11 protein-coding genes and 1 pseudogene are annotated in these 12,932 nt (G+C 64.3%); 8 read left to right on the top strand and 4 right to left on the bottom strand.

The features are described from left to right. Positions 1-3: 3 nt before the first annotated feature. Genes nuoN through C8C93_RS02525 form a run of 3 tightly spaced genes read left to right on the top strand, consistent with a single transcriptional unit; the run spans position 4 to position 2,338 of the window. Positions 4-1,497, top strand: a complete 1,494-nt coding sequence (gene nuoN / locus C8C93_RS02515; RefSeq protein WP_055393244.1) for an NADH-quinone oxidoreductase subunit NuoN — start codon at positions 4-6, stop codon at positions 1,495-1,497. Positions 1,498-1,522: 25 nt separating this feature from the next. Further along, the gene (locus C8C93_RS02520) at positions 1,523-1,828 is read left to right on the top strand and encodes a DUF2818 family protein (protein WP_055393246.1); all 306 of its coding nucleotides are present in this window, start codon (positions 1,523-1,525) and stop codon (positions 1,826-1,828) included. Positions 1,829-1,852: 24 nt separating this feature from the next. Then, complete coding sequence (locus C8C93_RS02525; RefSeq protein ID WP_121505809.1) at positions 1,853-2,338, top strand: DUF1178 family protein; 486 nt, start codon at positions 1,853-1,855, stop codon at positions 2,336-2,338. A 164-nt stretch (positions 2,339-2,502) separates the two neighbouring features. Here C8C93_RS02525 and C8C93_RS02530 read toward each other — a convergent pair. Continuing rightward, positions 2,503-4,319, bottom strand: a pseudogene (locus tag C8C93_RS02530) (ABC transporter transmembrane domain-containing protein). Between the two features lie 375 nt (positions 4,320-4,694). Here C8C93_RS02530 and C8C93_RS02535 point away from each other — a divergent pair. The 5 genes from C8C93_RS02535 (at position 4,695) to C8C93_RS02555 (ending at position 9,429) form a co-directional block, all read left to right on the top strand. After that, positions 4,695-5,465, top strand: a complete 771-nt coding sequence (locus C8C93_RS02535) for an ABC transporter ATP-binding protein (protein ID WP_055393252.1) — start codon at positions 4,695-4,697, stop codon at positions 5,463-5,465. Beyond that, the gene (locus C8C93_RS02540) at positions 5,465-6,178 is read left to right on the top strand and encodes an ABC transporter ATP-binding protein (protein ID WP_055393254.1); all 714 of its coding nucleotides are present in this window, start codon (positions 5,465-5,467) and stop codon (positions 6,176-6,178) included. The genes C8C93_RS02535 and C8C93_RS02540 overlap by 1 nt, the downstream gene beginning before the upstream one ends. Positions 6,179-6,235: 57 nt before the next feature. Next, complete coding sequence (locus tag C8C93_RS02545) at positions 6,236-7,432, top strand: ABC transporter substrate-binding protein (protein ID WP_055393256.1); 1,197 nt, start codon at positions 6,236-6,238, stop codon at positions 7,430-7,432. 98 nt (positions 7,433-7,530) lie between these two features. Continuing rightward, positions 7,531-8,415, top strand: a complete 885-nt coding sequence (locus tag C8C93_RS02550; RefSeq protein ID WP_010463953.1) for a branched-chain amino acid ABC transporter permease — start codon at positions 7,531-7,533, stop codon at positions 8,413-8,415. A gap of 12 nt (positions 8,416-8,427) precedes the next feature. After that, entirely contained in the window at positions 8,428-9,429 is a 1,002-nt protein-coding gene (locus C8C93_RS02555) for a branched-chain amino acid ABC transporter permease (RefSeq protein WP_055393257.1), read from the top strand. Positions 9,430-9,492: 63 nt separating this feature from the next. Here the strand turns inward: C8C93_RS02555 and C8C93_RS02560 are convergent, their stop codons facing one another. The 3 genes from C8C93_RS02560 to C8C93_RS02570 are packed head-to-tail and all read right to left on the bottom strand — an operon-like array spanning position 9,493 to position 12,839. Further along, on the bottom strand, positions 9,493-10,614 hold the full coding sequence (locus tag C8C93_RS02560) for a lipocalin-like domain-containing protein (RefSeq protein ID WP_121505810.1): 1,122 nt from the start codon (positions 10,612-10,614) through the stop codon (positions 9,493-9,495). 49 nt (positions 10,615-10,663) lie between these two features. Next, positions 10,664-11,737 carry a PLP-dependent cysteine synthase family protein gene (locus tag C8C93_RS02565; protein ID WP_199727079.1) on the bottom strand — a complete coding sequence of 358 codons (1,074 nt, stop codon included), beginning with the start codon at positions 11,735-11,737 and terminating at the stop codon, positions 10,664-10,666. Between the two features lie 31 nt (positions 11,738-11,768). Beyond that, complete coding sequence (locus tag C8C93_RS02570; protein WP_121505811.1) at positions 11,769-12,839, bottom strand: glycosyltransferase; 1,071 nt, start codon at positions 12,837-12,839, stop codon at positions 11,769-11,771. Positions 12,840-12,932 lie beyond the last annotated feature (93 nt).

A 12,932-nucleotide genomic window follows, 5' to 3' on the forward strand; every position in this document is an offset into this window, starting at 1 on the left:
AAGATGATTGACAACATCAGCTGGCTCGCGATTTACCCCGAAATCGTGCTGTTGACCATGGCCTGCGTGATCGCGCTGGTCGACCTGGGCGTGCACAGCGCCCGCCGCACCGCCACCTACGTGCTCACCCTGCTCACGCTCGCCGTGGTGGCTGGATTGCAGGCCATGTACGCCAGCAGCGGCAACACCTTCTATGGGTTTGGCAACATGGTGGTGAGCGATGCCATGGGCAACTGGCTCAAGTGCTTCGCCACGGTGGCCATGATGATCACGCTGGTCTATGCCCGACCCTACGCGGCAGATCGCGGCATGATGCGTGGCGGCGAGATGTTCACCTTGTCGATGTTTGCGCTGCTGGGCATGTTCATCATGATCTCGGGCAACAACTTCCTCGTGATCTACCTGGGCCTGGAGCTGCTGACCCTGTCGAGCTACGCGCTTGTGGCCCTGCGCCGTGACAATGCCACGGCCACAGAAGCGGCCATGAAGTATTTCGTGCTTGGCGCCATGGCCAGCGGCTTCCTGCTGTACGGCCTGTCCATGATCTACGGTGCCACGGGTTCGCTCGATATCGGTCAGGTGTTCAAGGCCGTCAATTCGGGCCAGATTCGCCACCAGGTGCTGGTTTTCGGCCTCGTGTTCGTGGTGGCCGGCCTGGCCTTCAAACTGGGTGTCGTGCCTTTCCACATGTGGATTCCCGACGTCTACCAGGGTGCTCCCACGGCGGTCACGCTCATGATCGGTGGCGCGCCCAAGCTGGCAGCGTTTGCCATCACCATCCGCCTGCTGGTGGACGGGTTGTTGCCCTTGGCCATCGACTGGCAGCAAATGCTGGCAGTGCTGGCGATTGGCTCACTGCTCGTGGGTAATCTGGCCGCCATCGCGCAGACCAACCTCAAGCGCATGCTGGCGTACTCCACCATCTCGCAAATGGGCTTTGTGCTGCTGGGTCTGATGTCGGGTGTGGTGAACGGCAATGTGGATGCTACGGCCGTTGAGAACGCCTACAGCGCCTCGATGTTCTACGTGGTGACCTATGTGCTCACCACGCTGGCAGCCTTTGGCGTGATCTTGCTGCTGGCCCGCGAAGGCTTCGAAAGCGAGGAAATTTCGGACTTTGCCGGCCTCAACCAGCGTAGCCCCCTGTACGCCGGTGTGATGGCCGTCTGCCTGTTCTCGATGGCCGGTATTCCGCCGCTCGTGGGTTTCTACGCCAAGCTGGCCGTGCTGCAGGCGTTGGTGGCCTCAGGCCAGACCCTGTACATCGCGATGGCGGTGTTCGCGGTGATCATGTCGCTGATCGGCGCCTTCTACTACCTGCGGGTGGTGAAGGTCATGTACTTCGACGCACCGTTGACGGCCTCGAACGTGTCCGCCCCGGCGGATGTGCGTGTGGTGCTGACCCTTAACGGCGCGCTCCTGCTGGTGCTGGGCCTTCTGCCCGGCGGCTTGATGGCCCTTTGCGCTGACGCTGTCGTGCGCGCGCTGGCCACCTAAGCCTTCCCCACTGCCTGCTGTTCCTGTGTCGCTAACCGGGTCCGTCTGGCTGGTCATCGTGGCAGCGTTCATTGCTGCCAACCTGCCTTTTGTCAACCACCGCTGGCTGGCGGTGGGGCCGCAGTCCAATCCGAGAAAGCCGCTGGTGGGCCGCCTGGGCGAGCTGATCCTGCTGTACTTTCTGGTGGGTGGCTTGGCGCTGTTGCTGGAACGCAGGGCCGGGCAGATTGCTTCGCAAGGCTGGGAGTTCTATGCGATCACAGGGACGCTGTTCCTCACACTCGCCTTTCCAGGTTTTGTCTACCGTTACCTGCTGCGCCGCCATGGCTGATGGCCGGCGTGCCCAAGGTTTTCCATGAAGGTGCTTGATCTCCAATGCCGGCAGGGCCATGTCTTTGAAGGCTGGTTCGCGTCGGAAGACGATTTCCAGGGCCAGAAGCAACGTGGATTGGTGCAATGCCCGCTGTGCGCGGACGATCACATTGAAAAACGCTTGAGTGCTCCCCGGCTGAACCTGGGGGCGCGCGAGCCAGCTGCGCCGTCAGCCGTGCTTACCCCATCTGCCGCACCCGAGGGCGGCAGTCTCCAGGTCGGAAACCCTCCCGCACTTCCCCCCGCATTACAGGCGGCCTGGCTGGACCTTGCCCGCAAGATCGTCGCGAATACCGAGGATGTGGGTGCGCGCTTTGCGCAGGAGGCTCGGCGCATACACCACGGTGAGGTGCAGGAGCGCGCGATTCGCGGGCAGGCCACTCCGGATGAGGCGATGGAGTTGCTGGAGGAGGGGATCGCCGTCATGCCCTTGCCTCTGCCCGCCGCCGCCAAGGAAACGCTCCAGTAGGCCATCGATGCTTGGGGCCAAAATACTGAATGTTTTAGGCTGCTGGCGCTTGATAGGTAAGACAGTATTGCTATCAATTTGATATCAATATGACAGGCGGCCTGGGATTAGCCGGAAACCCTCCGTAAACCCCCACTGCTGGCCGCGATGTGACAGTGCGGGCGTTACACCGTGAACTGCAACGCCGCCAGGCGGGCATAGACGCCGCCTTGCGCCAGCAGGGCCGTGTGGGTGCCTTGCTCAACGATGCGCCCATGTTCCAGCACCACGATGCGGTCCGCGTTCTGCACCGTGGCCAGCCTGTGGGCAATGACCAGCGTGGTGCGCCGACCTGTGTGGCGCTGCATGGCGGTATCCAACGCCGCCTGCACCATGCGTTCGCTCTCTGCGTCCAGCGCGCTGGTGGCTTCGTCTAGCAGGAGCAGGGGCGGGTTTTTGAGCATGGCCCGGGCAATGGCAATGCGCTGTCGCTGGCCGCCGGACAGCCGCACGCCCCGTTCACCCAGGAAAGTGCCATAGCCCTCGGGCAGCGCCATGATGAAGTCGTGTGCAAAGGCTGCACGTGTGGCTGCCATGACTTCTTCGTCTGTCGCCTGGGGGCGCCCGTAGCGGATGTTGTCCATGGCCGATGCCGAGAAAATCACGGCGTCCTGCGGCACGGTGCCCGTGTGCAAGCGCAGGGTTTCCAGGCGCAGTTGGCGGATGTCCACACCGTTAAGGCGGATGGCGCCCTGGGGTTGGCCCTGTACCTCGGTGTCCACGTCGTAAAAGCGCTGCAGCAGCTGGAACACCGTGGTTTTGCCCGCGCCGCTGGCGCCCACCAGCGCCACCGTTTCGCCCGGCGCCAGGTGCAGCGTAAAGTCGTGCAGCGCGGGCTGGTCGGGGCGCGAGGGGTAGTGGAACCACACGTTCTCAAACTCCACCTCCAGCCCCCGTTCCGATACAGGCAGGTCCTGCGGCGCGATCGGGTCTGCCACGGGCGATCGGGTCGCGAGCAATTCCATCAGCCGCTCCGTGGCGCCCGCAGCGCGCAGCAGATCGCCATAGACCTCGCCCAGCACGGCCACGGCACCGGCCAGCAAGATCACATACACCACGGTCTGCCCCAGATGCCCGGCTGTCATCTTGCCCGCCAACACCGCCTCCGTGCCCCGGTACAGCCCCCAGAGCAGCAGTGCGGCGTTTGCAATGATGATGAGAAGGCCACGAGCAGGGCGCGGGCCCCGGTGCGCTTGATGGCGACCTGGAACGCGTTCTCGGTGGCCTGCATGAAGCGGGTGGTCTCGCGGGGTTCTGCCGTGTAACTTTGCACCACCGGCACGGCATTGAGCACCTCGGCCGCGATGGCGCTGGAATCGGCCACCCGGTCCTGGCTGTCGCGCGACAGGCGCCGCACGCGCCTGCCGATCCACATGGTGGGTAGCACCACCAGCACCACGGCCACCATGACCACCGACATGACGTAGGGGTTGGTCCACACCAGCATGGCCAGCGCCCCGACCCCCATCACGGCGTTGCGCAGCCCCATCGACAGGGAGGAGCCGACGACGGTCTGTACCAGCGTGGTGTCGGTGGTCAGGCGCGACAGCACTTCGCCGGTCTGGGTGGTCTCAAAGAACTGCGGGCTTTGTTGCAGCACATGGCCGTATACCGCGTTGCGCAGGTCGGCGGTCACCCGCTCGCCCAGCCAGCTCACCATGTAAAACCGCGCGGCGGAGAACACCCCCAGTGCCACCGCCACGGCAAACAGCGCCTCGAAATGATTGCGCAGTGCCATGGTTTGGGCCCCCTTGTCGGGGTTCACCAGGCCACCATCGACCAGGTTGCGCAAGGCCAGGGGGAAGGCCAGGGTGGCAAGCGCTGCCAGTACCAGGAACACCACCGACAGCGCGATGCGTGCGCGGTACGGTCGCAGAAAGGGAAGGAGGCCCGTCAGGGACCGTGGGGCGCCGCTGGAGGGTTGAGTGGGGGTGGAAGCCATGGGGGTCAGTGTAGAGGGACCGTCCATGCGCCGCTGGGCGCGCCATCGTGGCACTGGCAAGACAAGATGTAAGAAAAAAGTCAGTGTTCTGCCTGGCGGGCTGACGCGTGAGCGGGGGCGAGCCACAGACCGCTTTGTGCGGGGTATCGCCTCCAAAACCAGCAAGGGCGGGCGATGCCGTGCCTGTGCACCGTTGCCATGGGCGCCGCCGCAGGTAACGATGTCCGAAAGCGTAGGCGTTTATACATAGGCATTAGTCCCAGTATCTACTGCGGGGTAGGGGGGCATACGATGCACTGCGATCACAACGCATGCATGAGGACCTTGCTGGCCAAGGCTTCTTTCCCCAGCACCCAACGGAGCGACCCAGGCGCAATGAGCGACGTCATTCTTGAAACCCACAGCCTGACCAAAGAGTTCAAGGGCTTCACCGCCGTCAGCGATGTGAATCTGGCCGTCCGCCGGGGCTCCATCCATGCGCTGATCGGCCCCAACGGCGCAGGCAAGACCACGTGTTTCAACCTGCTGACCAAGTTTCTCACGCCCACCTCGGGCACCATCCGGTTCAACGGGCACGACATCACGCGAGAGCAGCCCGCACAGATCGCGCGCCGCGGCGTCATCCGCTCGTTCCAGATCTCGGCGGTGTTCCCCCACCTCACGCTGATGGAGAACGTGCGCCTGGGCCTGCAGCGCAAGCTGGGCACCTCGTTCCACTTCTGGCGCAGCGAGCGCACCCTGTCGCAACTGGACGACCGCGCGATGCAGTTGTTGACAGAAGTGGGCCTGGAAGACTTGGCCGACGAAGTGACGGTCAACCTGCCGTACGGCCGCAAGCGCGCGCTGGAGATCGCCACCACACTGGCCATGGAACCCGAGCTGATGCTGCTGGACGAGCCCACCCAGGGCATGGGCCACGAAGACGTGGACCGCGTCACCCAGCTGATCAAAAAGGTCTCTGCCGGTCGCACCATCCTGATGGTCGAGCACAACATGAAGGTCGTCTCCACCATTGCGGACCGCATCACTGTGCTGCAGCGCGGCGCAGTGCTGGCCGAAGGGCCCTACGAAGAAGTTTCGAACAACCCACAGGTCATGGAAGCCTACATGGGCACCACCGACGGTCAACTCCAAGGAGCGCATTGATGGCTGCCGCTCCCGCCCTCGAAATCAAGAACCTTGAAGCCTGGTACGGCGAGTCGCACGTGCTCCATGGTGTGGACATCGTTGTGCAGCCCGGCGAGGTGGTCACGCTGCTGGGCCGCAACGGCGCGGGCCGCACCACCACCATGCGCGCCATCATGGGCCTGACCGGTGCGCGCAAGGGCTCGGTCAAGATCCATGGTGTGGAGACCATCCACATGGCCACGCACCGCATTGCGCACCTGGGCGTGGGCTACTGCCCGGAAGAGCGCGGCATCTTCTCCAGCCTGTCGTGCGAAGAAAACCTGCTCCTGCCCCCGGCACTGAAGACCGGCACGCCCGGCATGTCGGTGCAGGAGATCTATGCCATGTTCCCCAACCTGGCCGAGCGCAAGAACAGCCAGGGCACACGCCTGTCGGGCGGCGAACAGCAGATGCTGGCCGTGGCCCGCATTCTGCGCACTGGCGCCAAGTTGCTGCTGCTCGACGAGATTTCCGAGGGCCTGGCGCCGGTCATCGTGCAGGCCTTGGCCCGCATGATCATGATGCTGCGCGAGAAAGGCTACACCGTGGTCATGGTCGAGCAGAACTTCCGCTTTGCCGCACCGCTCGCCGACCGCTTTTATGTCATGGAGCACGGCCGCATCGTCGAAAAATTCGGCGCGTCGGAGCTGGAAGAAAAGATGCCCGTGCTCACCGAACTGCTGGGCGTTTGAACGCGCCCCGAAGTCTTGCTTCCCGTTTTCTTCAACCACACCCACAGGAGACAATCCATGAAGAACAAACTCAAAACGCTGGCACTGGTGCTGGGCGCCGCTGGCCTGGCCACCTCGGCCGCGCATGCGCAAGACAAGGTCAAGATCGGCTTCATCACCGACATGTCCAGCCTGTACGCCGACGTGGAGGGCAAGAACGGTGCGGTGGCCATCCAGATGGCGATTGATGATTTTGGCGGCAAGGTGCTGGGCATGCCCATCGAGCTGCTCACCGCAGACCACCAGAACAAGGCCGACATCGCGGCTTCCAAGGCCCGCGAGTGGATCGACACCCAGGGCCTGACCATGCTGTTTGGTGGCACCAACTCTGGCACGGCCCTGGCATCGGCCAAGGTGGCGGCCGAAAAGAAACGTGTGTACATCAACAACGGCGCCGCCAGTTCGGCGCTGACCAACGACCAGTGCACGCCCTACACCGTGCACTATGCCTATGACACCGTGGCGTTGGCCAAGGGCACGGGTTCGGCCATCGTGGATACCGGCGGCAAGTCCTGGTACTTCCTCACGGCAGACTATGCGTTCGGCCATGCACTCGAAGCCGATACCAGCACGGTGGTCAAGGCCAAGGGCGGCACCGTGGTGGGCACCGTGCGCCACCCGCTCAACGCGTCCGACTTCTCGTCCTTCCTGTTGCAGGCGCAGAACTCCAAGGCACAGATTCTGGGTCTCGCCAATGCTGGCGGCGACACCATCAACGCCATCAAGGCTGCCAAGGAGTTCGGGATTGGCAAGAGCATGAAGCTGGCGGGTCTGCTGATCTTCATCAGCGACGTGCACAGCCTGGGCCTGCGCAACACCGAAGGCCTGCAATTCACCACCAGCTGGTACTGGGATCTGAACGACGACACGCGCAAGTTTGCCGCGCGTTTCTTCGAGAAGACCAAGCGCATGCCTACCGAAATCCAGGCGGCCGATTACTCCGCCACGATGAACTACCTCAAGGCCGTGGAAGCAGCCAAGACGGTGGATGCCGACAAGGTCATGGCCACATGGCGCGGCATGAAGATGAACGACTTCTTTGCGTCGGGCCAGCTGCGCCCCGATGGCCGTTACGTGCATGACATGTACCTGATGGAAGTGAAGAAGCCTTCGGAGTCCACCAAGCCCTGGGACTACTACAAGCTCGTCAAGAAGCTGCCCGGCGACACGGTGTTCACCACCAAGGCTGAGAGCAAGTGCGCGCTCTGGAAGTAAAGCCCTGAGCTGGACTCAACGCGCTCAGCCGCCCAGATGGGCTGGCCTGGCGCGTTGTGCCCCCTGACCTGAACCCCCTCCACCTGCCGCAGCCTCCCATGGAAATTTTTGGTGTCTCATTGCCGGGCCTGTTGAGCCAGCTCCTTCTGGGGCTGGTCAATGGGTCGTTCTACGCCATCCTCAGTCTCGGCCTGGCCGTGATCTTTGGCCTGCTCAACGTCATCAACTTCGCCCACGGGGCGCTGTTCATGACGGGCGCCCTGATGACCTGGATGGCGATGAACTACTTCGGCATCAACTATTGGTGGATGCTGGTGCTGGCGCCGCTGGTGGTGGGCTTGTTCGGGGTGTTGATCGAACGCCTGCTGCTGCGCTGGATCTACAAGCTCGACCATCTTTATGGCCTGCTGCTCACGCTCGGACTCACCTTGCTGATTGAAGGCGTGTTCCGCTCCATCTATGGCGTGTCGGGCCTGGGCTATGACACCCCTGAGCTGCTGGAAGGCGCGACCAACCTGGGCTTCATGATCCTGCCCAACTACCGGGCCTGGGTGGTGGTGGCCTCGGTGGTGGTGTGCCTTGCCACCTGGTATGTGATCGAGAAGACCAAGCTCGGCGCTTATCTGCGCGCTGGCACTGAAAACCCACGCCTGGTGGAAGCTTTCGGCATCAACGTGCCCGTGATGGTGACCCTGACCTACGCCTTTGGCGCCGCGCTGGCTGCCTTCGCTGGCGTGCTGGCGGCCCCGGTCTACCAGGTCACGCCGCTCATGGGCCAGAACCTCATCATCGTGGTGTTTGCCGTGGTGGTGATTGGCGGCATGGGCTCCATCATGGGCTCCATCCTGACCGGGCTGGGCCTGGGCGTCATCGAAGGCTTCACCAAGGTCTTCTATCCCGAAGCATCGTCCACCGTGGTGTTTGTCATCATGGTCATCGTTCTCCTCATCCGCCCCGCCGGCCTGTTCGGCAAAGAAAAATAAGGGGCAGCCAGCATGAATCTCAAGAACACTGCCACCATCGGCTACGGCCTGCTACTGCTGGGCCTGATTGCCGCCCCCTTCCTTGGTGCATATCCCATCTTTGTGATGAAGCTCATGTGCTTTGCACTGTTTGCTTCGGCGTTCAACCTGCTGCTGGGCTACACCGGCCTGCTGTCATTCGGGCATGCAGCATTTTTGGGCGGGGCGGCCTACGTGGCGGGGCATGCCATCAAGGTGTGGGGCCTCACGCCCGAGGTGGGCCTGCTGCTGGGCACGGCCGGGGGGGCTTTGCTAGGCCTGCTGTTTGGCTGGCTGGCCATCCGCCGCCAGGGCATTTATTTTTCAATGATCACGCTGGCGCTGGCCCAGATGCTGTTCTTTGTGTGCTTGCAAGCCCCCTTCACCGGGGGTGAAGACGGCTTGCAGGGCGTGCCGCGCGGCAAGCTCTTTGGCCTGATCGATCTGAAGGACGATCTGGTCATGTACTACGTGGCGCTGGTCATCGTGGTGGCTGCGTTCCTCGTTATCGTGCGCACCATCCACTCGCCGTTCGGCCAGGTGCTCAAGGGAATCAAAGAGAACGAGCCCCGCGCAATCTCTCTGGGGTACGACACACACCGCTTCAAGCTGCTGGCCTTTGTGCTGTCGGCTGCGCTGGCGGGGCTGGCGGGCTCCCTCAAGACGCTTGTGCTCGGCTTTGCCACGCTGTCGGACGTGCACTGGACGGCCTCGGGTCAGGTCATCCTGATGACGCTGGTGGGCGGCCTGGGCACACTGTCGGGCCCGCTCATCGGCTCGGCCGTGGTGGTTCTGCTCGAAAACAAGATCGGTGAATTCGGCAACCTGCTGGCGGCGCTGACCAGCGTGGAGTGGTTCAAGACCCTGGGCGAATCCGTCACCATGGTCACGGGGCTGATCTTCGTGATCTGCGTGCTGGCCTTCCGCCGGGGCATCATGGGCGAAATCATTGCCTGGCTGGCACAGCGCCGCGCGGGCAACACTGCCAAGCACTGACCCCGTCATGGCCCGCAACGGCGGGCTGCTACCTGGATGCTGCTCAAAAAGCCGCTTCCGCCCTTACAGGCGCAGCGGCTTTGCATATCCGGTCATCTCCAGATAGCCCCGGCCCACGGGCTGTCCGCTGCCGTCCAGCAGGTCGGACAGCCCCTCCCAATAAATCGCGCCGCTGGACCCACTGCTGTCCAGCTCCTGGTTGTCCAACAGCGCGCGCACCTCAAACTGCCCCACCGGCGTCAGCACCCGCCACTGCACCGGGTAGCGCGCGCCGCTGTGCGGGCTGGCCCAGGTGCGCAGCGGGGTGAAGACCACGGCCTGCGCACCAAACACCTGCGCGGCCTGCCCTGGTGCCCGCCACGACCCTCCGGCCCACAGCGCAGACCCATCCGCGCGCCGCAGGCGGAAGGCCGTGAGCGCGCTGCCATCGGCCAGGTTCATGCCGATCCAGTCCCAGCCCTGGGCCTCGGGGTGCATCAGCGCCTCGCTCCACTCGTGGTCCATCCACGCGCGGCCGGTGCCAGGCTCGACCGCCATGCGGCGGCCCGCCACTGTCAGGTGCCCGCTCACGGCCAGCTGCGGCTGGCTGTAGTAGTAGCTCGCCTGCGTCGCTTCCGGCCCCTTGCGCGACAGGCCTTGCTGGCCTTGCAGCAGCACGGGCTGCGTGCTGTCGAACTGCAGCTCTAGCCCCAGCTCGCTGCCGGTGATGCGCGTGGTGTAGCGGCTGCGCGGCGCCTCACCGGGAGTGCTGCCCGGCACATCACTGCGCTCCAGCGTCCAGTCCTGCAGCCGGATGCGCGTGTCCGCTTCGCTGGCCTGCGCCACGCCAAAACCCGCACGCGCAATGCGCTGGTCGTGCCGCAGGCGCTGGCCTTTCACGTCGGTGATGGCCGCATGCGCAAACAGCAGCTGCTTGGCCGCAAACGCCGATTGCAGGCCCTGCGTGGCATCCACCCGCGACCGGAAGAACGTGAGCTGAAACCCCCACGGCAGGCCCAGCGCCTGCACATGGCCGGTGATGTACCACCACTCAGTGCGCAGCTCCGGGTGGCTGCCGTGGTCGCGCGGAAAGGCCAGAGCGCGCGCGGGCAGTGCTTGCGCCGCACCCGGCCAGAGCAGCGCACCCAGCCCGGCTGCCTGCAGGCTGGCCCCCATCAGCCACTGGCGGCGTGTGGAGCTGTGCATGGTGTGGGGGTCAAGGTACGGGATGGAATTGCGGGACGGGGCAGGGCGCTCAGCCCATCAACGCATCCACCTTCTGCTGCGCCGCCGAGCAATCGCCAAACGTGCGGTCCACCCAGTCGGTGTCGAAGTACGTGGGCAGGTAGCGCTCGCCCGCATCGCACAGCAGAGACAGGATGGAGCCGCGCTCGCCCCGCTCGCGCATCTCGCTGGCCAGCGTGAGCATGGCTACAAAGTTGGTGCCCGTGGACGGCCCCACACGCCGTCCCAGCAACTGCGACAGCGCGCGCATGGCAGCAACCGATTCGCAGTCCGCCACATCCACCATGCGGTCCACCAGCGTGCGGATAAAGCTCGGCTCCACACGCGGCCGGCCGATGCCCTCGATGCGTGAGCCCGGCGCTGTCAGCGCGGCATCGCCTGTGCGGTGGTAGGCGCTGAACACCGAACCCGCCGGGTCGGCCACACACACCTGCGTGGCATGGCGCTGGTAGCGCACATAGCGGCCAATGGTGGCGCTGGTGCCGCCCGTGCCCGCGCCCACCACAATCCAGCGCGGCACCGGGTGCGGCTCGCGCGCCATCTGCGTGAACATGCTTTCGGCAATGTTGTTGTTGCCGCGCCAGTCGGTGGCCCGCTCGGCATAGGTGAACTGGTCCATGTAGTGGCCGCCGGTTTCGGCGGCAATGGTGCGGGCCGCGTCGTACACCGCGCCCGCGCTGTCCACGAAGTGGCAACGCCCGCCATGGAACTCGATTTGCGCAATTTTTTCGGGTGACGTGGTGCGCGGCATCACCGCCACAAACGGCAGCCCTAGCAGCCGCGCAAAGTAGGCTTCGCTCACTGCGGTGGAGCCGCTGGACGATTCGACGATGGTCGAGCCCTCATGCACCCAGCCATTGCACAGTGCATACAGAAACAGCGACCGTGCCAGCCTGTGCTTGAGGCTGCCTGTGGGGTGGGTGGATTCGTCCTTGAGGTACAAGTCAATGCCATGCACGGCAAAGGCAGGCAGGCGCAGTGGGATCAGGTGCGTGTCGGCGCTGCGCTGGTAGTCGGCTTCGATGCGGGCGATGGCTTCGTGGAGCCAGGGAGAAGCGGAGGGCTGTTTCTGCATGGGCTGCATTGTCGCAGCCCTCATCGGGTCACCAGGGTGGTCAAAGCCCGTAGAACGCCTGGTTGGCCTCTATGCGCTGGGCTTGTGCCTCAGGGTAGCGGCGTTCGGCCAGCAGCCGCTGCAGCGCGGCACGGCCCAGATCACGGTGGGGGGTGTAGAAGGCACTGACGGCCAGCTCGTCCAGTGCACGCCAGGCGTACACCTGTGTGTCCACAAAAAGAATGTCTGCGGGTTGCGCAATCTGCGACGCCTGCAGCGCAAACACCGTGGCGAGCGCATGTTCGCCACGTTCGCGGTGGTAGCGGGCCAGTTCGCACAGCGGTTCAGCCCGCTGGGGGCGGGCTGCGTAGGCGGCCAGATAGGCCTCGCGCACGATGGAGGTGGGGGCCTGGTTGCGCTCGTGCAGCACGGCGATCTGGAACAGGGCGTACCAGCGCTCTTCTTCCCAGCCCCCCATGTCCACCCGGCGCTGGTACCACAACAAGCTGGGCTCGATCTTCCCGGCATCGCGGCAGCTCTGGGCCAGGTAGAACACGTTGCGCGTGTTGGTGGGGTCGTCCCGCACGGCCTGCTCCAGCAAGGCCATGTCGCGCAGGTAAGTCTCCGGGTCGCGTGCACGGGCGCCATCATGGGAGACGTGAATGACCGGCCCCTGCAGCGTCTGCCAGGGGCCGTGCTGCTTGGCGGTCAGGTACTCGTGCAGCACGCCCTCCCAGTGCCAGCCGATGCGTGTGGTAATCAGGCTGTTGCGCTGGTATTCCCAGCCGTCCATGTGGCAGGTCAGGGTGTAGCCGTCGGCCGAGAGCGCGGGCCAGGAAAAGTCGGGCGGCACACGCAGTTGCTCGTCGGCATCAATGAAGAGCAGGTAGCCGCCATAGGGGCGTGCCAGCTCCAGTGCTTCGTTGCGGTTGTGCGCAAAGTTCTTCCAGGGGCGCTCGAACAGGGTACCGGGAACGTCGTGCATGAACTCGCGGACGATGTCCTGCGTGCCATCGGTGGAGCCCGTGTCCACGATGACCCAGTGGTCTATCCAGGGCTTGACCGACGCGAGGCACCGGGTGATCACCGGGGCCTCGTTCTTGATGATCATGTTGAGCACGACGGGGGGCATGTGTCGCATAGGTCTTCAGCGTGGGCTTTAGAGGCGGGGAATCCGGACCCCGGCAGATTGCGCGCAGGCCGGTGTTGGCAGTCTGCGCGGTCC

The sequence above is a fragment of the Acidovorax sp. 93 genome (assembly GCF_003633835.1).
Taxonomy (GTDB): domain Bacteria; phylum Pseudomonadota; class Gammaproteobacteria; order Burkholderiales; family Burkholderiaceae_C; genus Acidovorax; species Acidovorax facilis.

What these genes read in the sequence shown, in the direction of transcription:
- C8C93_RS02560 (WP_121505810.1), bottom strand. Translation starts at nt 10,614, where the DNA reads ATGCACAGCTCCACACGCCGCCAGTGGCTGATGGGGGCCAGCCTGCAG.
- C8C93_RS02540 (WP_055393254.1), top strand. Translation starts at nt 5,465, where the DNA reads ATGGCTGCCGCTCCCGCCCTCGAAATCAAGAACCTTGAAGCCTGGTAC.
- C8C93_RS02570 (WP_121505811.1), bottom strand. Translation starts at nt 12,839, where the DNA reads ATGCCCCCCGTCGTGCTCAACATGATCATCAAGAACGAGGCCCCGGTG.
- nuoN (WP_055393244.1), top strand. Translation starts at nt 4, where the DNA reads ATGATTGACAACATCAGCTGGCTCGCGATTTACCCCGAAATCGTGCTG.
- C8C93_RS02550 (WP_010463953.1), top strand. Translation starts at nt 7,531, where the DNA reads ATGGAAATTTTTGGTGTCTCATTGCCGGGCCTGTTGAGCCAGCTCCTT.
- C8C93_RS02565 (WP_199727079.1), bottom strand. Translation starts at nt 11,737, where the DNA reads ATGCAGCCCATGCAGAAACAGCCCTCCGCTTCTCCCTGGCTCCACGAA.
- C8C93_RS02525 (WP_121505809.1), top strand. Translation starts at nt 1,853, where the DNA reads ATGAAGGTGCTTGATCTCCAATGCCGGCAGGGCCATGTCTTTGAAGGC.
- C8C93_RS02545 (WP_055393256.1), top strand. Translation starts at nt 6,236, where the DNA reads ATGAAGAACAAACTCAAAACGCTGGCACTGGTGCTGGGCGCCGCTGGC.
- C8C93_RS02535 (WP_055393252.1), top strand. Translation starts at nt 4,695, where the DNA reads ATGAGCGACGTCATTCTTGAAACCCACAGCCTGACCAAAGAGTTCAAG.
- C8C93_RS02555 (WP_055393257.1), top strand. Translation starts at nt 8,428, where the DNA reads ATGAATCTCAAGAACACTGCCACCATCGGCTACGGCCTGCTACTGCTG.